The following is a 20,705-nucleotide window of genomic DNA, read 5'->3' as shown; positions in this document are numbered from 1 at the left end:
CGTTCGAATTACTTACAGTCGCCAACCTTCGGAGAGAGTGAGCTATTCCGAGCCGAGACGATCGTCACGCGTTGTGGCTGCGCACCAAACGGGCTACCGGCGGTAAAGGGTCTCGCGCTTGGCCGGGGTGGGCACGTGGGTGTCGTTCCACCAGGCACACAGTCCCAGTCACCGGGAAAATCCACACTGCGAGAAGTTTTTGGACTGTACTCAATCTCGTGACGAGCACCGATTCGAACACCGACAGCCCGATCCGACCCATCCCCGAAGCGCAGGTGAGTGAGTGGGATTACGAAGCCGACGTCGTCATAGCCGGCTTCGGTGTGGCAGGAGCGGCAGCTGCTGTCGGCGCAGCCCAGTCAGGTGCCGATGTACTGGTGCTCGAACGCACCGGTGGATGGGGTGGTGCCGCTGCAATGGCCGGTGGCTTCATCTACATGGGTGGCGGGACACCCTTGCAGAAGGCCTGCGGATTCGACGACACCGTGGACAACATGAAGGCCTTCATGAAGGCTGCCTTGGGGCCCGGAGTCGACGAGGCCAAGATCGATCTCTACTGCGAGGGAAGCGTCGACCACTATCACTGGCTGGCCGATGACTGCGGAGTTCCGTTCAAGGAAAGTTTCTGGGGTGAACCGGGCTGGGAGCCGCCAGACGACGACGGTTTGCAGTACACGGGAGGGGAAAACGCGGCACCGTTCAGTTCCGTCATTCCGCCGGCGCCGCGAGGGCACGTCCCCCAGATGAAAGACAAGCACGTCAGCTCCGAAAAGGGCGGCGGGTACATGCTGATGAAGCCGCTGACCGACAGGGCCGCAGCACTCGGCGTCAGGTCCGAGTACGACATGCGGGTTCAGACACTGATCGTCGATGCCGATGGACGGGTTGTCGGAGTCCAAGCCAAGCAGTACGGCAAGAACGTTTCAGTCCGCGCACGTACCGGAGTGGTGCTGGCCACCGGGAGTTTCGCCTACAACAAGACGATGGTCGAGTCGTACGCACCCAGGTTGATCAATCGCCCGGCCGCGTCGATCGAAGAGCACGATGGACGCGCAATCCGTATGGCGCAGGCGATCGGTGCAGACCTCGCGCACATGGATGCCGCTGAGGTCGCATTTTTCAGTGACCCACAAATGTTCATCCGTGGAATATTGGTAAACGGACGCGGCCAGCGTTTCATCAACGAGGACACCTATCCCGGCCGTGTAGGACAGGCTGTTCTGTTCGAAAATCACAACGAAGCGTTTCTCGTCATCGACGAGGCCGCATACGATGTCGCGTTGACTACGCAGACTTCGACTCCGCAGCTTCGGCGCCGACCAACCTGGGTCGCTGAGACGGTGGAAGAGCTGGAGTCCGACATGGGATTGCCCGCAGGCGCTTTGCAGTCGACAGTTGAGCTGTACAACCGTCATGCCGTGAACGGTGAGGATCCCTTGTTGGGTAAGAAAACCGAATGGGTCGAACCGATAGGCACTCCCATTGCGGCAATCGACCTCCGCGGCATGACGGGCGGATTCACCCTCGGCGGACTGCGGACGAGTACAGCCTCCGAGGTGCTTCACGTCTCCGGTGAACCGATTCCTGGCCTCTTCGCTGCAGGTCGCTGCACAGCAGGCGTCTGCGCAGGCGGCTATGCCAGCGGGGCGTCACTCGGCGACGGTAGCTTCTTCGGCCGTCGTGCCGGCCAGAGCGCGGCCAACGGACGCTGAGGCATTCTGTTGCCTCAGCGTCCAACTTTCGCGGTCACGATCAGGTACTCCCATTCCATTGCTGGCCCTTCGTAGAATTGGCCGGCCAGCTCGATCAGTGAGTTGTCCAGAGCCCTGACAGCGGCATGGTCGTCCGCGATCCGGCGGTACACCGCGATCGTCGGTCCATAGTTCTTCTTGAAGTAGTGCACGAAGTCCGTCGGCCGGGAAAACATGTCGACGGTCAGAGATCTCACCTCGGCGGTCAATTCGCGGACCTGATCTCCGAACAGACCGCGGACGTGCGCCTCGTCGCCCCACAGCGGTGGCGGCTGTGCGCTGGGAGGTGGGGGAGCGGCGTACGGCTTCATCGTCGAAAACACTTTTTCGATGAATCCGTCCGGCGTCCAATTGATGAGCCCGATCGTCCCACCGTCCCGGAAAACGCGCACGAGCTCGTTCGCAGACTGCTGATGATGCGGGGCGAACATGACGCCGACACACGACATCACGATGTCGAACTCGTTGTCCGCGAACGGAAGAGCCTCGGCATCACCCTCGATCCATTCGAGGGTGGCGTGCTGAGCGGCGGCCAACTCGCGGCCATGAGCGAACAGTTCGGGTGTCAGGTCACTTGCGATCACGGTTGCGCCGGCCGCAGCAGCCGGTATCGCCGCGTTGCCTGATCCCGCTGCGACGTCGAGCACTCGCTGACCCGCTTCGACCCCGCACACACGTACGAGTGTCGGCCCGAGTTCCTGAACTACTTCGGCAGCGACGGCAGGATAGTTTCCCAGCCCCCACATGGTTCTGTGCGCCGCCTTCAGCGCACGGTCGGCATCGACAACTTCTGTGGTGTCGGTCATTGTCCCGCTCCTTCGACGTTGTATCGGCTATCAGTCGAAGACTAGGAATGTGAGCTGGGCTTATCCAGTACAGGATCTGTACCGGGAACGCGATGAGCGCTATCGTCGGTCGATGGGGTCGTCGTACCACCAGTTCTGCCCCGTCGCCAAGGCGATGGAGCTGTTCGACGAGCGTTGGACTCTGCTGGTGGTTCGCGAATTGTTGCTCGGCAGTCGCCGTTTCAACGATGTGCGACGCGGACTGCCCCGAATGTCACCCACCCTGCTGTCGAAGCGCCTCCACCAACTCGCTGTCGCCGGGATCGTCGAAAAGCAGTACTCGGGAAATGAGGCACGCTACGCCCTCACCCCAGCTGGAATGGAGCTGCGATCCGTTGTCGAAGCGCTCGGTATGTGGGGCACGCGCTGGGTCGGAACCCTCGGCGATGGGGACCTCGATCCTGCGCTGCTCATGTGGGACATGCATCGCAACGTATGTTCGACGTCCATCCCGGGCGAGCACGCCGTGATCGAGTTCCACTTCACCGACGTAGCAGCCTTTTCCCGGGCCTGGTGGCTCGTGATCGACCCCCGTGAGGTCGACGTGTGCGATGTCGATCCCGGTTTGGAGGTCTCCGTGTGGGTGAGCACAAGACTGCGTGTGCTGACCGAGATCTGGCGCGGCGACGTGACCTGGTCGTACACGCTCGAGTCCGGTCAGCTGATCATCGACGGACCCGCAGCGCTGCGCCGCGGGCTGCCGAAGTGGTTCACCCTTCCGAGGTCTGCGGCGGTGCCCAGACCTGATCACGATCGGATGTGACCGATGCGCCGTCAGTGGGTTGCGCGCTCGGCCAACAACGCCAACCTGCGCAGGGCTTCGGAGTTTCGGGGATGCACTGCGGCGTGCTGTAGCGAGTCCGGCAGCAGACTGAAAGGTTTGCTCGCAGCGTGTTCGATCATCTGGATTCGACAACCGCGCGCCTGCGGGTGCAATCGAACAGTAATGTGAGCGGTCCCGAACGGCAGGGCATGCGCCCGGAATTGGAGCTCCCGGCCGGGGTAGGAGTCGAGGACGGTAGTGGTGTCGTCCAGTACCGCCGGCCACAGGCCAACAGAGTGATGAATCGACGAACCCGGCGACGGCCACGTGCTGTCGACTGCGCGAATGCGGGATGCACCCACCACCCACATGGCGTATTGCCATCCGTCGGCCAGTACAGACCAGACAGCGTCGACGTCGGCGTCAGTGGTTCGTTGTGTCCCAGATGTCATACCCAATATCCTTACCCGAATACACCTGCTCTGGCGATGGGTACCTCTGCAAGGTATCCATCTGGCTGTACGGGGTTTGCCCGCAGACAAGGCAGGGCACTCCCCAGTACCAATATGGAGGTGCCGGTGACCGTTGCACGAGAGCGTTCTTTTCCATCCATCAGTGTCGACGACGGGGTTTATGCGCCTCAGGAAGATTCGTACCTCCTGTGCGCCGAGATTGCTGCGCACTCCGGACTCGCAGGTGCCCGAGTTCTCGACCTGTGCACTGGCAGTGGAATCGCCGCGATCGAAGCTGCACGACGCGGTGCCCGGGAAGTAGTTGCGTACGACATCTCTGTCCAGGCCGTAGCCTGCGCGCTGTCGAATGCCGATGCGAACGGCGTCGACGTCGACGCACGCGTGGGGACTCTGTCCGACGCGCAGCTAGACGCGCCGTTCGGTGTCATAGTCTCCAATCCGCCGTACGTACCCTCACCCCGCCCTCCGGTCGGGATGGGTCTGCACCGTGCGTGGGACGCCGGAGACCGCGGGCGAGTCGTGTTGGATCTCCTGTGCGCACACGCGTTCGAGCTCCTGGTGCCGAGTGGAGCAGTGATCATGGTGCAGTCCGAACTCTGTGGGGTAGAGGAATCTCTCGATCGGTTACGGGGTACCGGGCTCGATGCCGAGGTGATACGCCGTCGAACGATCGGTTTCGGGCCCGTCCTTCATGAGCGTGCAGCGTGGATGGAAGCGGCCGGTTTGATAGAGGTGGGATGTCGAAGCGAAGAACTGATTGTCATCGAAGGTCGTCGCCCAGCCGATTCCTGATCCGACACCCGGTTGCTTCACCACTATTTGGGGTAGTCGGTGCTACATGACAAAAAACGACAACATCGAATCCGAGTCCACCGCGCCCAAAGGCGGCCGCCCCGGGCCGACGGACGAAGGAAAGACTGGCGGAATGGCCACTCGGGAAGCAGCTCCCGACGTCGCCGAGAACGAGGACACGGACAGCTGATCACAGGGTCGATCCGTCACTATTGGGCGCTGTGTGTTTCGCACTGACGGCCTTGGGTATCAAAGACAGCGGCACTGAAGCAGATTGGCGCCTCGAATTATACGAGCAGCCATAGTCTGGAGTCCGAATGTCAATAGACGAAACTGCCGAGTCCGTGATCTGGCTCGATCCGAGCCCATTGGACAGCTGGTGGGATCGAGTGATGAATCAGAGTCCCGTCGCTCCCGCGGGCCGAAACTGATAGTCGGTCCGGCCGCTCGAAGGCCAACTCTTGCAAGGAAAAGCGAAGGAGTAGTCCCATGAAGGCAGTTACCTGGCACGGTAAGCGTGATGTTCGCGTCGACTCGGTTCCCGACCCCATCATCGAAAAGCCCACCGACGCCGTTATCGAGGTCACCTCGACGAACATCTGCGGCTCTGACCTGCACTTGTATGAAGTGCTGGGCGCCTTCATGAATCCAGGAGACATCCTGGGCCACGAGCCGATGGGAATTGTTCGTGAAGTCGGTAAAGCGGTTACCAACCTCGCTGTAGGTGACCGAGTGGTGATTCCTTTCCAGATCTCGTGCGGTAGCTGTTTCATGTGCGATCGGTCGTTGTACACACAATGCGAGACCACCCAGGTGCGCGAGCAGGGGATGGGTGCGGCATTGTTCGGTTTCTCCGAGCTGTACGGCAGTGTTCCAGGAGGACAAGCCGAGTATCTGCGAGTTCCTCAGGCACAGTTCACCCACATCAAAGTTCCATCGGGAGCACCGGACTCGCGGTACGTATACCTTTCGGACGTGCTTCCGACGGCGTGGCAGTCCGTTGTGTACGCCGACATCCCGCCAGGCGGATCGGTGACGGTTCTCGGTCTCGGCCCCATCGGAGATATGGCCGCTCGCATCGCAACCCACCTCGGCTTCGACGTCATTGCGGTCGATCGTGTTCCCGAGCGGCTTGCCCGTGCACAAGCTCGCGGAATCCGCACGGTCGATCTTGCTCAACACGCTGGGGAGCTCGGCGACGTGATCCGAGATCTCACCGATGGGCGCGGTACCGACTCGGTGATCGACGCCGTCGGGATGGAAGCGCATGGTTCACCTGTGGCGAAGGCTGCGCAGCAGCTCACCGGTCTGCTGCCGGACTTTCTCGGTAAGCCGATGATGCAGAAGGCCGGAGTCGACAGACTCGATGCGGTGTACTCCGCCATCGACATCGTCCGTCGTGGCGGCACCATCTCACTGATCGGCGTCTATGGCGGCGTTGCCGATCCGCTTCCACTGCTTACCATGTTCGACAAGCAAATTCAGCTGCGCATGGGCCAGGCGAACGTGAAGCGTTGGGTAGAGGACATTATGCCTCTGCTCGGTGACGACGACCCGTTGGGTGTCGATTCATTCGCCACCCACACCCTGCCTCTCGAGCAGGCCCCGCACGCGTACGAGATATTCCAGAAGAAGCAGGACGGCGCGGTCAAGGTGATTTTGAAGCCCTGAGCGGCTATGGGGGCGAGGAGCTGTCGGGTGACAGCGTGTTCTCGTCCAAAAGAGACTCCAACAACCGGACAGTCAAGTGCACGACTTGGTTCTCTTCTGCGCCCGCTAGCTCGTCGAGGGTTCCGGCTGCGCGTCCCAACGCGATACCCGCCAGCACTGCCACTGCCATCTGGGCTCTCAATCGTGGGGAGTCTAGACCTGCCTCTTCCATCCGATCTTGTATTCCCGCAGTGAGTTTGGCGTCGATCCGAGCTGTCGCTGCGGTCTGAATCGCCGGATCGTCGTGTGCGCGAACGACCGCCTGCAGCACGGGGCTCGGGCCGACCTGGTGAACACGCCGAATCGTGGCCTCGATCCGAGCGGGGTCGAGCATGTCCGAAAGGTGCGGATTCTCGTTTTCCGTCGGGAGTGTTTGGATGTACAAGGCTGCCTTGCTGCCGAAATAGCGGGCGATCAAGGCCGGGTCAGCGCCCGCTTTCTCGCCGATCTCTCGGATCGTCGTTCGCTCGTATCCACGCGCGCCGAACAGTTCGGTGGCAGCTTCGAGAAGATCCTGCTTGGTGCGGTCGGAGTCACGAATGCGGGCTACCGGGCGTGTCTGGATCATCGTGAATCCTCACTCTGTCCTGGGCGGCTGGCGATGTCGTAGGCAAAGCTGCCGGTTGCGGCCGACTCGATGCTCTCGTCGACCAATCTGGCAGGCAGTTTTTCGGCGCGGCTGCCTCGGTAGGATAGTGCAAAAGCCAGGATTGCCGTGCCCGTCCAGAGGCCGATACCGACGATGGCGGTTGCTGTGTAGCCGGCGCTGTCCGGGAACGTCTGCCCGGGAGCTGTGTATATCGCGAGCACGGTGGCGCTCAAAGCGCTGCCCACCGCGCCACCGACCGTGCGTGCTACTTGATTGACTCCTAGGGCGCTCCCTGTTTCGTGCGGTGGGACCGCGCTGACGATGAATGCCGGCATCGCGGCGAAGGTGAACCCGATCCCGAGGCCGGCCACCCCCATGAGTACGAATACGACCCATAGTTCATCGCGACCGAACAGGAACAGCGTGAGCGCACCGGCGAACGCCATCGCACCGATCGGCATGATCATCGATTTGCTGATCCACCGCTCGGCCAGGGGAAGGAGCCTGTTGGCGAACACGCTCGTCAACGAGAACGGCACGAGTACGAGGCCAGCCACCATCGCCGACCGACCGAGTCCATAACCGGTGTCGGACGGAGTCTGTACGAAGCGGATGACCGCCGATGACAGAACGAACATGCCGATACCGGCGAAAAGTCCGGTGACATCGGCAGTCAGGACTGCGGGCTTGGACAACAGCCGCAATTCCACCAGCGGGAATCGAGTCCGCAGCTCGTGGAAAGTCCAGCCGACGACGACCGCGAGGCCCACCGCCGCACAGCCGATCGTCTGGACGGAAGTCCAACCCCAGTAGCTGCCGGAGGTGAGCGCAATCAGTAACAGAGTCAGGCCGATTCCGAGGAGTACCGCACCGACGATATCGAGCGGCTTGTGCGGTACATGCCGACTGGAAGGAACCGATGTGATGCCACCGACCAACACCGCGAGCGAAGCCGCAGAGGCGACGACGAAGCACGCGTGGTAACCCCAGAGATGGGCGATAACCCCGGTCAAGGGGTAGCCGAGACCGATGCCCGCTACCGCGGTCACCGACAATGCCGCAACGGTACGTTTGGCTTCGAACGGTGTCAGGTGGTCGCGAGCTACTGCCATCGCGAGCGGCGCGAGCCCTAACCCGACACCTTGTAGGCCACGCCCGATGAGCAAGAGTGCGAGATTGCTCGGGATCGCGGCCAGGACACAACCGATGAAGACGACGGACAGCGCTCCGATGATCACGGGTCGTCGGTGGGGGCCGTCTCCGAGACGGCCGAGGACCGGAACGGTAACGGCGCCCACCAGCATCGTTATCGTCAGCGTCCACTGTGCACTGGTGAACGAGACCGAGTATGCGTCGGCCACTGTCGGAATCAGAGGTGCGCCGACGCTGCTGACGATGGCGACGACGGTACAAATTGCGGCCAGCACCGGTACGAACCCGCGGGGGGTCGCGAGGTGTTCCTCCGGTTTGTCATCAATTGATGTCATCGCTTGATGTTATACCCAGTTTCGTGCTGGACCCGGATCGAATTCACACGTGGGTCGATGTCGGATAGATCGGAAGGTCCGTGTCCAACGTGTAGTTCGGCAACCCAAACTCTATTGTCAGGAAATGGAAAACGTGACGATCGGACAGGTGTGATGGGCAAGTCGCCCTCACCAGAGCAATCCTGGCCGCCGCCGTCACGGTTCAGGTCGGCCAGTATCTTGCTCGGTCCCGCCTTCGTTGCGGCGATCGCCTATGTCGATCCGGGGAACGTCGCCTCGAACGTCAGTGCGGGCGCGCAGTTCGGCTACTTACTGGTGTGGGTGATCGTGGCGGCGAATGTGATGGCCGGACTCGTGCAGTTCCTGTCCGCGAAGCTCGGCATCGTCACCGGCATGACGCTTCCCGAGGTCGTCCGCTCCAAATCGAGTAGGTCTGTGCGACTTGCATATTGGTCTCAAGCGGAAATCGTCGCCATGGCGACCGACCTCGCCGAGGTCGTCGGTGGTGCGATTGCACTGTATCTATTGTTCGACCTGCCCCTTCTTGCCGGCGGCCTGATCACCGGGCTGGTGTCGATGATGTTGTTGTTGGTGCAGGATCGGCGTGGACAACGGCCGTTCGAGTTCGTGATCCTCGGGTTGCTTGCGGTCATCGCTGTCGGCTTCCTCGCCAGCGTGTTCGTCGAACCCCCGTCGTTTTCGCAGGCCGCTGCGGGACTTGTCCCGCGATTCGACGGTGTAGAGAGCGTGTTGCTCGCAGCAGCGATGCTGGGCGCAACGATCATGCCGCACGCGGTCTACCTCCACTCCGGACTCGCACGTGATCGCCACGGCAACCCCGAACCGGGACCGGTACGTCGGCGGCTGTTGCGGATCACCCGAATAGACGTCGGATTGGCAATGCTGTTGGCCGGAGCCGTCAACATGTCGATGCTGCTCTTGGCGGCAACAACTCTCGGCGGACGGAATGGTGTCGACTCGATCGAGGGCGCCCACGCGGCAGTAGGGGAGACATTGGGTCCAGTGGTCGCGCTGCTGTTCGCGGTGGGGCTCCTTGCGTCGGGGCTCGCGTCGACGTCGGTGGGGGCGTATGCGGGCGCGATGATCATGGACGGCCTACTGCGCAAACGGATTCCGATTGTGCTGCGGCGAGTGGTGACGCTGGTACCTGCACTCCTCATTCTTGCTGCTGGGATCGATCCCAGCCGCGCACTCGTCGTCTCTCAGGTCGTACTGTCTTTCGGTATCCCGTTCGCATTGATCCCATTGGTGCGGTTCACTTCCGATCGAGTGTTGATGGGACAGGATGTCAATCACCGGATCACGGCCTGTGCGGCGTGGCTCATCGCAGCCATCATCGTTGTGCTGAATGTGGTCCTGATCTATCTGACCGTGACATGAGTCAGCTCCGCTTGCGGCTTGCGGATCCGGTTGCATCGTGTGTTCGAGGCGCGGATTGCGGGTAGCCACCTATATGCCATCACACTCGAACAGCGGGAGCCTCGAATGAGCGAACTGACCTTTACCATCGGGCACGAGGAACTGGTGATTCGTCAGCGATGGGAAGTCGTCAGTATCGTCAACGACATTCTGGTTGCCGTCTGGTTCATCGTCGGCAGTGTCTTGTTCTTCGGCGAGACAACGGCGGTCGCGGGCACCTGGTTGTTCCTTATCGGCAGTGTCGAGCTCTTGATTCGCCCGATGATCAGGCTCGCTCGACGCATCCACATCCAACGGGTCAGGCAGGGGACTGGGGTCTCGGACTCCAGTGACGACTACTGACATCGCCCGGGGCTCGAGCGAGGTCCAGCCGCCGGAATCAGGATTCTGACAGTTCCGAAATCAAAGGAGAAAACAGTGATCTTCATCGTCGTACAGTTCGAGACGAAGCCCGAGTGGACCGAGCGTTGGCCCGGGCACGTAGCCGGGTTCACCGCGAATACCCGCGCCGAGGCCGGAAACTTGTGGTTCGAATGGTCTCGCAGCCTCGAAGATCCATCCGTCTACGTATTGCTCGAGGCCTTCCGCGATGATGAAGCCGGTGGTGCTCACGTCAACAGTGATCACTTCAAGAAGGCAATGGAAGAACTCCCGCAAGCTCTTGCGTCGACGCCCAAGATCGTCAGCCAGACCGTGGATGCAACCGGGTGGGGCGAGATGGGCGAAATGTCGGTCGACGCGCAGTAGTCGACCGAACTGGAATCCTTCGATGTTCTCGGCATGAGATACGTCACTGAACGGCTTTTCGAAGCGGAACTCTACCCTCACGGGAGAGTAGGTTCGTGAACGTAACTTCCAGTGACGCGCGAAGTATGCGCCCATCCTGGGATGTTGCCCCCGACTCCGGCAAGCGTGCAACACCTCGCATCTTCGGACCACACCACATTCCTCGACAGAGAATGGAGCATCTACATGGCTTCCGCGGCCACCGCAGCGCAGACGATCGAACCGCAATGGACGGTGTGGTCTGCCCTGCGATCGCCGAGGCGGTTGCGGACCGAGGTTCTCGCCGGGCTGGTGGTGGCGTTGGCTCTGATTCCAGAGGCGATCTCATTCTCGATCATTGCCGGCGTCGACCCGCGTGTCGGCCTGTTCGCGTCGTTCACCATGGCGGTGACGATCTCGATCGTAGGTGGTAGACCTGCAATGATTTCGGCGGCCACCGGTGCAGTGGCCTTGGTCATCGCGCCCTTGGTGCGGGACTACGGCGTCGAGTATCTGATCGCGACTGTCATTCTCGCCGGGGTTCTGCAGATACTGCTCAGCGTGGTGGGGGTCGCCAAATTGATGCGGTTCATCCCACGCAGCGTCATGGTCGGATTCGTCAATGCGCTGGCCATACTCATCTTCATCGCCCAGGTTCCGCACCTTCTCGGGGTCCCCTGGCTGGTGTATCCGATGGTTGCCATCGGGATCGCGGTAATGGTGTTCTTGCCCAAATTGAGCACCATCGTCCCTGCGCCGCTGGTCGCGATCGTGTTGCTGACGGCAGCGACGATCGTGTTCGCGCTGAATGTTCCCAATGTCGGTGACGAGGGGGAACTTCCGTCGAGTTTGCCATCGCTACTTCTTCCTGACGTTCCCGTCACGTTCGAGACGCTGAAGATCATCGCCCCGTACGCGTTCACGATGGCCATCGTCGGTCTACTCGAGTCGCTGATGACTGCGAAGTTCGTCGACGACATCACCGACACTCACTCGAACAAGACCAGAGAGTCCTGGGGCCAGGGCGTCGCCAATATCGTCACCGGATTCTTCGGCGGTATGGGCGGGTGCGCGATGATCGGGCAGACGATGATCAACGTCAAGACCTCCGGTGCACGAACTCGGATCTCGACGTTCCTCGCAGGCGTGTTCCTGCTGATTCTCGTCGTCGGTCTAGGCGACATAGTCTCACTGATCCCGATGGCGGCATTGGTGGCGGTGATGATCATGGTTTCGGTCGGCACCTTCGATTGGCACAGCATCGCCCCGGCGACATTGCGGCGGATGCCCACGAGTGAAACCCTCGTCATGGTGGCCACGGTCGCGGTCACCGTTGCGACCGACAATCTCGCCTACGGGGTGGCGGTCGGAGTCGTGACCGCAATGGTCTTGTTCGCGCGACGCGTCGCGCATCTGACCGAGGTCGTCGATGTGGCACACCCGGACCCGGACACCCGCGTCTACTCAGTGCTTGGTGAGTTGTTCTTCGCCTCCAGCAACGACTTGATCTATCAGTTCGATTACGTCGGTGACCCTGCCAATATCGTCATCGACATGTCGTCCTCACACATCTGGGATGCGTCGACCGTCGCGACTCTCGATGCGATCACCACCAAATACGCAGCCAAGGGGAAGACCGCGACCATCGTCGGGTTGAACGAGGCCAGCGCGCAGCGACACGGGTTACTGAGCGGGAAACTCGGCGCAGGGCACTGACGGGTTCGCACGTGCAAAGAAGGAGCTATGCGGATATGCCTCAACCCGAAGACGAAACGGCACATATGCAGATCGGCAACGTCGCGGCGCGAACCGAGCTGTCCATCAAGACAATTCGTCACTACGACGATGCGGGCTTGGTGACTCCGTCGGCGCGAAGTAGAGGCGGATTCCGGCTGTACACCGAATCGGATGTGCAGCGATTGCTCGTCATCCGGCGCATGAAACCGCTGGGATTCACGCTGGGGGAGATGCGCGAACTTCTCAACGCTCTCGACGCACGGGCAGATAGGTCCGCCGACCGAGAGGCACGAGCGACTGCGGAGCAATACGTCGCCGAATGCCACCTACGCGCCGAAACCACGTGCGCCGAATTGCGAACACAGCTCGCTTACGCCGAAGAATTCACTGCACTCCTTGCGCATCCATGATCGTCAGACTCCGGCAACACCCAACAGTTGTCCGATCAGGTAGGTCACGATCATGGCCAGCGCGCCACCGATGACGATGCGCCACATTGCAGGGCCCGGTCTCGAACCGCCCAGGCGCGCACTGACCTGGCCGGTCAACGCCAGCGCCAACAGAACCGCCACGAAGGTCACCGGAATTCGAGCTGACGCCGGTGGTGCGAGTATCGCAATGAGGGGCAACGCTGCGCCCAATGTGAAGGACAGAGCAGACGACAGTGCCGCCTGAATCGGGCTGGTCAGGTTGTCCGGGTCGAGGTGGAGTTCGGCGTCGACATGCGCTGCGAAAGCGTCGTGCTCGGTGAGTTCGTGAGCGACGGTCAGGGCAGTTGCCCGGCTGAGCCCCTTGCTTTCGTAGATCGAGGTCAGCTCTTCGAGTTCCGCGTCGGGATCGTCACGCAGCTCCATTTCCTCCTTGGCCAGTAGGGCCTTTTCGCTGTCCCGTTGGGTGCTCACCGACACGTACTCGCCGAGTGCCATCGACACGGCACCTGCGACAAGACCGGCGACGCCTGCGGTGAGTATCGGTCCCCGCTCGGACGAGAGTGTCGCAACGCCGACGACAAGTCCTGCCGTGGAGACGATTCCGTCGTTGGCGCCGAGCACGCCCGCGCGCAGCCAATTGAGCCGTGACGAAAGACTCTCGTCGTGCTGTTCCCCAGGGTGGGCTGCGTACTTCTCGTCGCCCAGGCCGTTCGACTCGCTCATCGTGCAAACGCTAGTTTCGATCTCGTCCGCGCGCCAGCAATGCAAGGCTTCCCGTAGTCCGTCTGGCGGCGGCCGCCCGTGCCCCCTCGCCTCATCGGTGTTGTCATTCGGCGTAAGAGGACTCATGATTCGAAGCGCAGGCTGCGGGGTAAACCCCGGACTGCCTCACTGTGTGCTTTGCAGCGGCAGCAAAGCACACAGTCAGGTGTGTTGTTCACACTGTGGTGTCGAGTAGATCGGGTAAGGACCTTATGTCACGTACACGTATTCGCGTGGTGGAGCGCGGGCCGATGCTTGTGGACGGTCCGGTGGAGATCACCATGCCCGACGGATCCCAGGTCGTATCGGATCGCAGTGTCGTCGCGCTCTGCATGTGCAAGCGGAGCAAGATCTATCCGTTCTGCGATACCAGCCACCGTGCTCGCCGAGAGCGGACACCCGCCGCGACGATCGGTCGAGCCGTCGACGACGCCGTCGACGACGCCGTCGAGTAGACCGGCTGGCCGCTCAACACCGACACGGTCCGTCGAAGCACTGCCCGATCTTGTGACCGACCATCGGTCAAAAGTCGACGATTGCCGCGATGTGTGTCTCCAAATTGATTCGCACCCTTCCCGACGGTGGTGGCGTGCCCAATCCGAAAGCACGCACAACTGCCGCAACCGAGGCGCCGCCGAGTGCGACGTCGCTGCCGAGTTGCGGCCAGGTTGACAGCGACACTCCGATTTCCGGTAGCGAAGCGAGCATCCGAGGAGTCAGTTTCGTGGGGTCGAGAATCCGCGCGGCCAGCGGTGCCTTCTGTTCCGGCGTGATGTCAGCAAGTGAGCGGGCATCGAGATCTCCGAGGAGGCCGTGTAGCAATGGTCTGGTCGGTTCGAGATCGAACCGCTCGACATCGAGTATTCCGCCGTCACTGGTCTCCATCAAAACTGGTATGCCTCGACTTCTGGCGGCCTCACGGAGAGTCAACTTCGCATCGAGCGAATCGCATTCGTCGATGACGATGTCGAGTCCCTCCATGAACGTGTCCATACTGGCAGCGATCAGACCTTCGGGGTGCGTAACCACCGTCAGATAAGGGTCCAATTCGGCGATTCGGCGTGCCGCGACCGTGGTCTTGTTGACGTCGAGGTCGAACACGGATGCCGGGACTCTATTGAGATTGGACAGGTCCAGGACGTCGAAGTCTGCGAGTCTGAGCTCACCGCACAGCCCTTCGATAGCGATTGTGTGCGCCACGGCGTGCCCCACGCTGAGCCCGACGACTCCCACACGCAGTTCGGTCATCCGCTCCTGCTCGGAGAGGGTGATTTTGTTTCTGTTCCGGTCCAGTCGCAGAGTCCGAAAGCCTCTCGGCCCAAGAAGCTTCACAAGCGAATTTCTCCACGGATAGTGAATCCACCGTTGTGGCTCGTCGAGGACCTCTGCCGGTGGGCTGGGCAAAAGACCGATCAACGATTCGAGCTGGTTTTGTGACGCGTCGAGAATGTGCATTCCGGGTAAAGCCGATAGTTCTTCGACGGTCCTTGAATCGCTCTCGAGGGCCGAATTCAGTATCCGATGTTCTGACACGTGGCTCTCATTCTTCTCGTTCGGACGCTCGAGCAGGTGCTCCGCTGTCGTCAAGATAACTGATCGAGGTGTGCTCGATGTTCACTGAGGTCCGATTGCGACTGCGAAATCGGAGTCGAAAGTCTCGACAGAGAGCGTCGGCGGTACCCGGAAATATAACTTTTGCAGTGCTGGGACGAAGATTTGCGACCTTCGAACAGTCAAATGTTCCACGACCAGGAAGAATTGCCTGGTTGCCACTTGGCAACTGAACTGTCGGCGCCCGATAGCGTCGGCTTTCGCCCCTAGCCGGGGACCTTTGGAACTCGGCATGTCTTCTTAGGAGAAACCGTGTCTGCACCTACGACAGTCGATTACCGAAACGCAACCCCTAGCGCGAAGTGGGGTTCGCGTGCCGCTCGGTCGAAGCTTTCAGGGATATATCGGCCCGTCGACGCATCATTCGGCCCGAGATTCAGCCACTGCGAGGGATCGATGACTCTCGTTGCGGCGATGCCTACTGCAGCGCCGGAGCTCTGGACGAGGTATGTCGACGGTGCTTGGTCGTCGTACTCGCGCCATGGTGTGACGTGTGCTCTCGACATCGATGAAGTGGAATCGGGCGCTACCACAGCGTTGTTCTATGTCGTTCTCGGACCTGACGGGGAGATGCTCGGCGGTGTTCGGGCGCAGGGGCCTTATACCTATGTCGAGCAGTCGCATGTGTTGACCGAATGGGCGGACTCGCCGGGGCTCGACGTGGTCAGAGGTCAACTCCGGACTCGACTTCCGCACGGAATCATCGAGATGAAGAGCGCGTGGGTACGAGAGGGAGCGCCGGCGCGGGTGATTTCGGGACTGTTGGCGAGAACGGCGCTGCCGACCATCGAACTGACAGGGAGCAGGTATTTGTTCGCAAGCGCTGCCGACCATGTGCTTCGTCAGTGGGAAACATCCGGAGGGCGAATCGACACAACTGTGCCGGCTGCTGCGTACCCCAGCGATCAGTACCGCACGCGTTTGATGTGGTGGGATCGGGAGACCATTGCACGAGAAGCGCACTCCGAGGTCTGGGGCCTTATGGAAAGCGACGCGCGTGCGTTGACCGGAAACGGCTATCACTCTTCTGCCGTCGCATAGTGGACATCAAAGCTTCGAGTGCGGGGAACTATCTTCGAGGGGACAACGATTCATCGATCTGCCGCGTCGAGTTCCACGTGACCATAATCGTCCCGGCGTGTGACGCACGGTCACGGCCACTGGATTTGGCGGCGTAGAGGGCGTTGTCCGCGGCGTGCATGAGTGTATCGATAACTTGCTCGACGTGGGGGCTCTCTACATCACCGTCGATGCTGAGCCTGGGATCGAGGACGGCACGGACGTCAGCAGTCACCGATCCGATACTGACGGTGACCTCGCATTCGGAGCGGACACGTTCGAGAATGTTCGATTCGAAACAACGGTTTTCGGTAAGGGGCGTCAATACGAGAAATTCTTCGCCACCTATGCGAGAGACGATCGTTCCTTTCGATCCTGTCTCCTCGGTTGCATGAACGAGGGCATCCGCAATTGTCACGAGTATGAGATCGCCTGCAGCGTGGCCATGACTGTCGTTCACGGCCTTGAAATGGTCGATGTCGATGACATGGGCGGACAATTGACTGCGACTGTCGCACGTCCGGTCGAGCAACGCTTCTACCTGTGTCATCATGCCGCGGCGATTGAGCAACCCGGTGAGTGGATCGGTATTCGCCAGGACATTGAGGCGCTTGTTGACGGTGAGCAGAGACCGGCGCAGGGTCGCGATCAGGATTACCGGTACCAGCACAGACGTTGCTCCCGCACCGATAGCAACGATGGTGACCGCAATGCCTGCGGAAGACAGACTGACGGCCGACAACCACGTCGCCATCGCCACCGAACCTGCGGTGAGAGCAGCAGTCATGCGCGGCGATGATCCAGAGGCTGCAATTGCAGGAACAACGGCGAGCAGTGACGTCACTGCTCGCGTCCCGGCAGGATCGGCGATGAGGTAAGCCGAAATTGCGACACCGATCATGCCGCCCGCACCGAGGGCAGCGAACTGCCCATCTGTCAGTTTGCCGACGTGCACGGCATACAGCACGGTAATCGCGGTGAAGACGACGATCGCAGTCAGAAGGGGTAGCGCACCGTCGCGAAGGAACGATGGTGAGATCAGCGCAATCGCCAGTAGCGGCAGTGCCCCAGAGGCGCTCGTGATCACCATCGTTGTCCGCGTGTCGAATCGCGTCCAGAACGACTTCGATTCGGACTTCGTTCGGCGCAAGGTCGCGCTCATGTATCAATAGCCTCGGTTCGCCGCCGGATGTAGCCGACAGCATATCGCGGGGACGGCCAGCCCGACGATCTTGATGCCCCGGCGCGGTGTACTTTTCCAATCGCCGTGGCGGCAGGCTAGGTGGCGAGCGGGGCTTGTGGCGAGGACTGAATCAGTAGGCGTTTGATCACCTTGCCGGTTGCTGTCCGCGGAAGCTCGTCGAGGAACGTGACGTCACGAGGTACCGAGAATCGGCTCAGTCGATTTCTGATGTAGAGACGAACCATGTCATCGTCCAGTCCTGCGGCGCCGCGCATCACGACAAATGCGGCCAGCCTCTGACCATATTCCTTGTCCGATACACCTACCACTGCGACCTCGCCGACTTGAGGAAGATGAGCAATCGCATCCTCGACAGGACCAGGAAAGACGTTCTCTCCACCTGAGATGATCATCTCGTCGTCCCGGCCGCTGACGAACAACCGGCCGTTGCAGTCCAAGTAACCCAGATCGCCGGTGTCCATCATGTCCGCCCCGAGGCCTGCTGTGACGGCAGGCGTAGCGCCGTTGGTATATCCGTTGAACAGCATGTCGTTACCTACGAAAATTCTGCCGACAGAACCGCGCGGAACCGGATCACCTCCGCCGTCGAGAATGGCCACAAGAGTTCCAAGAGGCGGCTTTCCGGCCGTCGTAGGAGCAGCTCTGAGATCGGCAGGTCCAGCGACCGTCGCCCACGACACCTCTGTAGAGCCGTAGAAGTTGTACAGAACGTCACCGAATGTGTCCATGAAGCGAGTGACCATGGAGCCTGCAAGAACCGATCCGCTGCATGCGACTACCCGCAGACTCGAGGTGTCGTACCGCGCGCGGACGTCCGCGGGTAACTCGAGGATACGTTGGAGCATGATCGGCACCGCGATGAGCGAGGTACAACGATTTTCTGCAATCGCTTGCAGGCAAGATTCAGGTTCGAATCTGTCTTGCAACACAACCGTCGATCGCAGCGGTGTACTGAGCTGAAGTGCCGCGAGACCCCAGCTGTGGAACAGTGGGGCGGCGATCATCATTCGTTCGTTCACCTGCAGCGGCATCTTCGACAACATCGCCGCGATCGTTCCGAACCCTTTGGCGGTGGGGCGGAATGCGCCTTTGGGAGTTCCGCTCGTTCCGGAAGTGAGAACCACCAATGTTCCCGGATGCTCGGGCCGAACGAATGTCGCGGACGGGGGTGCCACCAGCTGCTCGAGCAGGCGCCTGCCAGGAACGGTCGAGCGCGAGGAGAGGCTGATTCGTGGTACTTCCTGGGCCACATGCGAGACGATCGAGTCGAACTCGTCGTCGGCGAACAAGGCTTTCAACCGATGGTGGTCGGCGATACTTTCGATTTGTCGTGCTGCCAGGCCGGTGTTCAACAGCACCACGTCCACCCCGAGCAATCCGCAGGCGACGGTGCATTCGGTCATCGCGATGTGGTTGCGTGCCAGCACCCCGACGGTGTCTCCGGAGCGCAGACCCATCGCGCACAAACCCGCAGCTATGCGGTGTGACCGTTGATGCACTTCTGCGAACGTCCGAGTTCCTCGGTCGTCGATAAGTGCGATGGCGTCCGGTGATGTCGCCGCGGCTGCCCCGAACCCGCCGCCCAACGTGAAACCCCATTTGGACAAAGAGTTCAGTTGTCGAAATGCGAGATCTGGGCGTGCAGTGCGGATGACACCGGTTTTGTACATTGTCTTGGCGATATCGAGTTGCATAGTCCGGGAGTTACCCGAGCCGGAAAGAACAGAGGTCGGCTTCCCCGCCAGATAGTCGGCAATGTGCGCGAACCCTGCTCGCAACCAATCGCATACAGCGCTGTTGCGGTCGGGAACCCGCGAGTACGCACCGTTCAGAGATGCTTTGAACACGGTCACGTCGACTGTGCATCGCCCCGGCGAAACCTCGGTGAGGTGGACATTGACGAAACCGCCGGAATCGAGATGAGTGATCGACATCGTCGTTCTCACGTAATCGAGATCGAGACGCAAAGCGTGATCGATGCCGTCGGCCCTTGCCGTGAACGCTCCCGGAATCGACTCCGAGACAGGCAGGCAGGACTCGAGTCCCATGAAGAACCGGCAATACCATTCCGGCGCAGTCACGATTTCCCAGACTTGATCTCTCGAATGCTCGAAGTCGATGGTCACATCGATCACGTCGGACAACATAGCTGTTCCGCCCCCAGTCAGACGTGCGCCCCACCAGTGCGGGGATTGCTTGATCCAAACCCAATATCGGATGGTAGACGGCAACCTGCACACCTGAGCAGCGTTCGGGAAAGGTTTTTCAGATCAGGCTGGACGCACCCGAGTGCCACGCCGTCAGAACTCGGTCACCGAGCGCAGCGTCGACAAAATCGAGTGCGCGCATCCCGAAGACGATGTCGGACTCGAGATGCGGTTCTGTACGAACGAGACCGCCGACGACGTCGTGACGCAACAATTGCTCGTGCACGGCATCTGCCTCGACGTGCTCGGCGTAGAACGCGATACAGGCCTGCGGTGCCCCCAGCCGCTCTAGGCCGGTGACCAAGCGCTGGGACCCGGGCGAGGAAGTGATCTCAGTGGCAGCGAAGTGACCGACCGTCGCGCCGCGCAGTCCCCGGTGAAGACCGAAGAGCGACATCAAATTGACCCAGGCGAGCGTCTCGGCAGGCACTCGATCGGTATATCCGAGGTAGGTCGAGTCCAGGTCGGCGGCGTCCATGAGGTCTGCCCACAACTTCTGATGTACTCGCTCGCCGCGCCCGCCGCCGTACTCGTCGAATTCGACCGCGACGTACGACGCTTTTGCCTGTCCGTGCAGCCGAGGGATCGCCCATGCGTGCGGGTCGGCTTCCTTGAGATGGTAGATCGACCGGTGAACGAAGTACTCACGCATCTGTTCCCACGAACCTTCATCGCGTAGATACCAGGAAGGCCCGGTACCCGACGAATGCGCAACCGACAAGAACTCCATCTCGGCAATCGCGTCGTTGCCTGGCTCGACGCTGTCTCGGAGGTACGACATGAACGACTCTTCCAAGCCCGCGCGGAATCTCAGCACATCCGGATCCCATTCCCAGCGGTCGTCGACTCCGGCGAAACCTCGGTAGTGCAACTCGTAACACGTAGCCAACGCCACATGGAGGTCCCGAGACATTGGATCGACTCCACCGGCAGTCGGGGGCGCAGCTGTGGACTTACCAGTGATGAAGTCCATGACACCGGCCGACAAGGGTCCACAGGGTGCAGGCAGGGGAGGCGACGAAACGAGTGAAGTGCTTGTCATCGGTCCTGTCTACCCCTTCCGGCCGAAGCCAATCTCC

The 20,705-nt window shown here is 60.9% G+C and carries 21 protein-coding genes; 12 read left to right on the top strand and 9 right to left on the bottom strand.

Annotated elements, in window-relative coordinates; genetic code table 11:
* Positions 1–218: 218 nt before the first annotated feature.
* Positions 219–1,712, top strand: a complete 1,494-nt coding sequence (locus tag ABIB36_RS19765) for an FAD-dependent oxidoreductase (RefSeq protein ID WP_502944950.1) — start codon at positions 219–221, stop codon at positions 1,710–1,712.
* A 14-nt stretch (positions 1,713–1,726) separates the two neighbouring features.
* On the opposite strand, the gene ABIB36_RS19760 is transcribed toward ABIB36_RS19765, so the two are convergent.
* Positions 1,727–2,557 carry a class I SAM-dependent methyltransferase gene (locus ABIB36_RS19760; protein WP_354562706.1) on the bottom strand — a complete coding sequence of 277 codons (831 nt, stop codon included), beginning with the start codon at positions 2,555–2,557 and terminating at the stop codon, positions 1,727–1,729.
* Positions 2,558–2,669: 112 nt separating this feature from the next.
* Here ABIB36_RS19760 and ABIB36_RS19755 point away from each other — a divergent pair, with 112 nt between their 5' ends.
* Positions 2,670–3,359: a winged helix-turn-helix transcriptional regulator gene (locus tag ABIB36_RS19755; protein WP_354562708.1), complete on the top strand. Its 690-nt coding sequence runs from the start codon at positions 2,670–2,672 to the stop codon at positions 3,357–3,359.
* 11 nt (positions 3,360–3,370) lie between these two features.
* Here the strand turns inward: ABIB36_RS19755 and ABIB36_RS19750 are convergent, their stop codons facing one another.
* A complete protein-coding gene (locus ABIB36_RS19750; RefSeq protein WP_084345330.1) occupies positions 3,371–3,811 on the bottom strand; it encodes an SRPBCC family protein in 441 nt (146 codons plus the stop codon).
* Between the two features lie 126 nt (positions 3,812–3,937).
* On the opposite strand from ABIB36_RS19750, the gene ABIB36_RS19745 reads away from it, so the two are divergent.
* The 3 genes from ABIB36_RS19745 to ABIB36_RS19735 all read left to right on the top strand — a co-directional run bounded on the left by ABIB36_RS19745 (position 3,938) and on the right by ABIB36_RS19735 (position 6,295).
* The gene (locus tag ABIB36_RS19745) at positions 3,938–4,624 is read left to right on the top strand and encodes a HemK2/MTQ2 family protein methyltransferase (protein WP_354562711.1); all 687 of its coding nucleotides are present in this window, start codon (positions 3,938–3,940) and stop codon (positions 4,622–4,624) included.
* Between the two features lie 46 nt (positions 4,625–4,670).
* Positions 4,671–4,814 (top strand): hypothetical protein, encoded by a 144-nt coding sequence (locus ABIB36_RS19740; protein WP_179142165.1) that lies wholly within the window; start codon positions 4,671–4,673, stop codon positions 4,812–4,814.
* 299 nt (positions 4,815–5,113) lie between these two features.
* Positions 5,114–6,295, top strand: a complete 1,182-nt coding sequence (locus ABIB36_RS19735) for a zinc-dependent alcohol dehydrogenase (RefSeq protein ID WP_354562714.1) — start codon at positions 5,114–5,116, stop codon at positions 6,293–6,295.
* Between the two features lie 4 nt (positions 6,296–6,299).
* Here ABIB36_RS19735 and ABIB36_RS19730 read toward each other — a convergent pair whose 3' ends face one another.
* The gene (locus ABIB36_RS19730; protein ID WP_354562716.1) at positions 6,300–6,902 is read right to left on the bottom strand and encodes a TetR/AcrR family transcriptional regulator; all 603 of its coding nucleotides are present in this window, start codon (positions 6,900–6,902) and stop codon (positions 6,300–6,302) included.
* Entirely contained in the window at positions 6,899–8,410 is a 1,512-nt protein-coding gene (locus ABIB36_RS19725) for an MFS transporter (RefSeq protein WP_354562718.1), read from the bottom strand. Before ABIB36_RS19725 ends, ABIB36_RS19730 begins: the two co-directional genes overlap by 4 nt.
* Before the next feature lie 153 nt (positions 8,411–8,563).
* Here ABIB36_RS19725 and ABIB36_RS19720 point away from each other — a divergent pair, with 153 nt between their 5' ends.
* From ABIB36_RS19720 to ABIB36_RS19700, 5 genes are all read left to right on the top strand, one after another.
* On the top strand, positions 8,564–9,811 hold the full coding sequence (locus ABIB36_RS19720) for an Nramp family divalent metal transporter (RefSeq protein WP_354562720.1): 1,248 nt from the start codon (positions 8,564–8,566) through the stop codon (positions 9,809–9,811).
* Positions 9,812–9,916: 105 nt separating this feature from the next.
* Positions 9,917–10,192 carry a YrhK family protein gene (locus ABIB36_RS19715; protein ID WP_084345391.1) on the top strand — a complete coding sequence of 92 codons (276 nt, stop codon included), beginning with the start codon at positions 9,917–9,919 and terminating at the stop codon, positions 10,190–10,192.
* 75 nt (positions 10,193–10,267) lie between these two features.
* Positions 10,268–10,597, top strand: a complete 330-nt coding sequence (locus ABIB36_RS19710) for a putative quinol monooxygenase (protein ID WP_354562723.1) — start codon at positions 10,268–10,270, stop codon at positions 10,595–10,597.
* Between the two features lie 225 nt (positions 10,598–10,822).
* Entirely contained in the window at positions 10,823–12,331 is a 1,509-nt protein-coding gene (locus ABIB36_RS19705; RefSeq protein WP_354562724.1) for a SulP family inorganic anion transporter, read from the top strand.
* 35 nt (positions 12,332–12,366) lie between these two features.
* Complete coding sequence (locus ABIB36_RS19700; RefSeq protein ID WP_354562726.1) at positions 12,367–12,762, top strand: MerR family transcriptional regulator; 396 nt, start codon at positions 12,367–12,369, stop codon at positions 12,760–12,762.
* A gap of 3 nt (positions 12,763–12,765) precedes the next feature.
* Here the strand turns inward: ABIB36_RS19700 and ABIB36_RS19695 are convergent, their stop codons facing one another.
* A complete protein-coding gene (locus tag ABIB36_RS19695; RefSeq protein WP_084345337.1) occupies positions 12,766–13,506 on the bottom strand; it encodes a VIT1/CCC1 transporter family protein in 741 nt (246 codons plus the stop codon).
* A gap of 251 nt (positions 13,507–13,757) precedes the next feature.
* On the opposite strand from ABIB36_RS19695, the gene ABIB36_RS19690 reads away from it, so the two are divergent.
* Positions 13,758–14,000 carry a CDGSH iron-sulfur domain-containing protein gene (locus ABIB36_RS19690; RefSeq protein ID WP_084345338.1) on the top strand — a complete coding sequence of 81 codons (243 nt, stop codon included), beginning with the start codon at positions 13,758–13,760 and terminating at the stop codon, positions 13,998–14,000.
* A 67-nt stretch (positions 14,001–14,067) separates the two neighbouring features.
* Here the strand turns inward: ABIB36_RS19690 and ABIB36_RS19685 are convergent, their stop codons facing one another.
* Positions 14,068–15,132 carry an Rv1355c family protein gene (locus ABIB36_RS19685; RefSeq protein ID WP_354562730.1) on the bottom strand — a complete coding sequence of 355 codons (1,065 nt, stop codon included), beginning with the start codon at positions 15,130–15,132 and terminating at the stop codon, positions 14,068–14,070.
* 420 nt (positions 15,133–15,552) lie between these two features.
* On the opposite strand from ABIB36_RS19685, the gene ABIB36_RS19680 reads away from it, so the two are divergent.
* Positions 15,553–16,197, top strand: coding sequence for a hypothetical protein (locus ABIB36_RS19680; RefSeq protein WP_084345339.1), 645 nt, complete (start codon positions 15,553–15,555; stop codon positions 16,195–16,197).
* Positions 16,198–16,225: 28 nt separating this feature from the next.
* On the opposite strand, the gene ABIB36_RS19675 is transcribed toward ABIB36_RS19680, so the two are convergent.
* From ABIB36_RS19675 to ABIB36_RS19665, 3 genes are all read right to left on the bottom strand, one after another.
* Complete coding sequence (locus ABIB36_RS19675; RefSeq protein WP_354562733.1) at positions 16,226–17,377, bottom strand: GGDEF domain-containing protein; 1,152 nt, start codon at positions 17,375–17,377, stop codon at positions 16,226–16,228.
* Between the two features lie 116 nt (positions 17,378–17,493).
* Positions 17,494–19,566 (bottom strand): AMP-binding protein, encoded by a 2,073-nt coding sequence (locus ABIB36_RS19670; RefSeq protein ID WP_084345341.1) that lies wholly within the window; start codon positions 19,564–19,566, stop codon positions 17,494–17,496.
* Between the two features lie 118 nt (positions 19,567–19,684).
* Positions 19,685–20,668, bottom strand: a complete 984-nt coding sequence (locus ABIB36_RS19665) for an iron-containing redox enzyme family protein (protein WP_354562735.1) — start codon at positions 20,666–20,668, stop codon at positions 19,685–19,687.
* Between the last annotated feature and the right edge of the window lie 37 nt (positions 20,669–20,705).

The sequence above is a fragment of the Rhodococcus sp. UYP9 genome (assembly GCF_040547235.1).
Lineage (GTDB): Bacteria > Actinomycetota > Actinomycetes > Mycobacteriales > Mycobacteriaceae > Rhodococcoides.
This window is presented reverse-complemented; position numbering and strand designations above follow the sequence as displayed.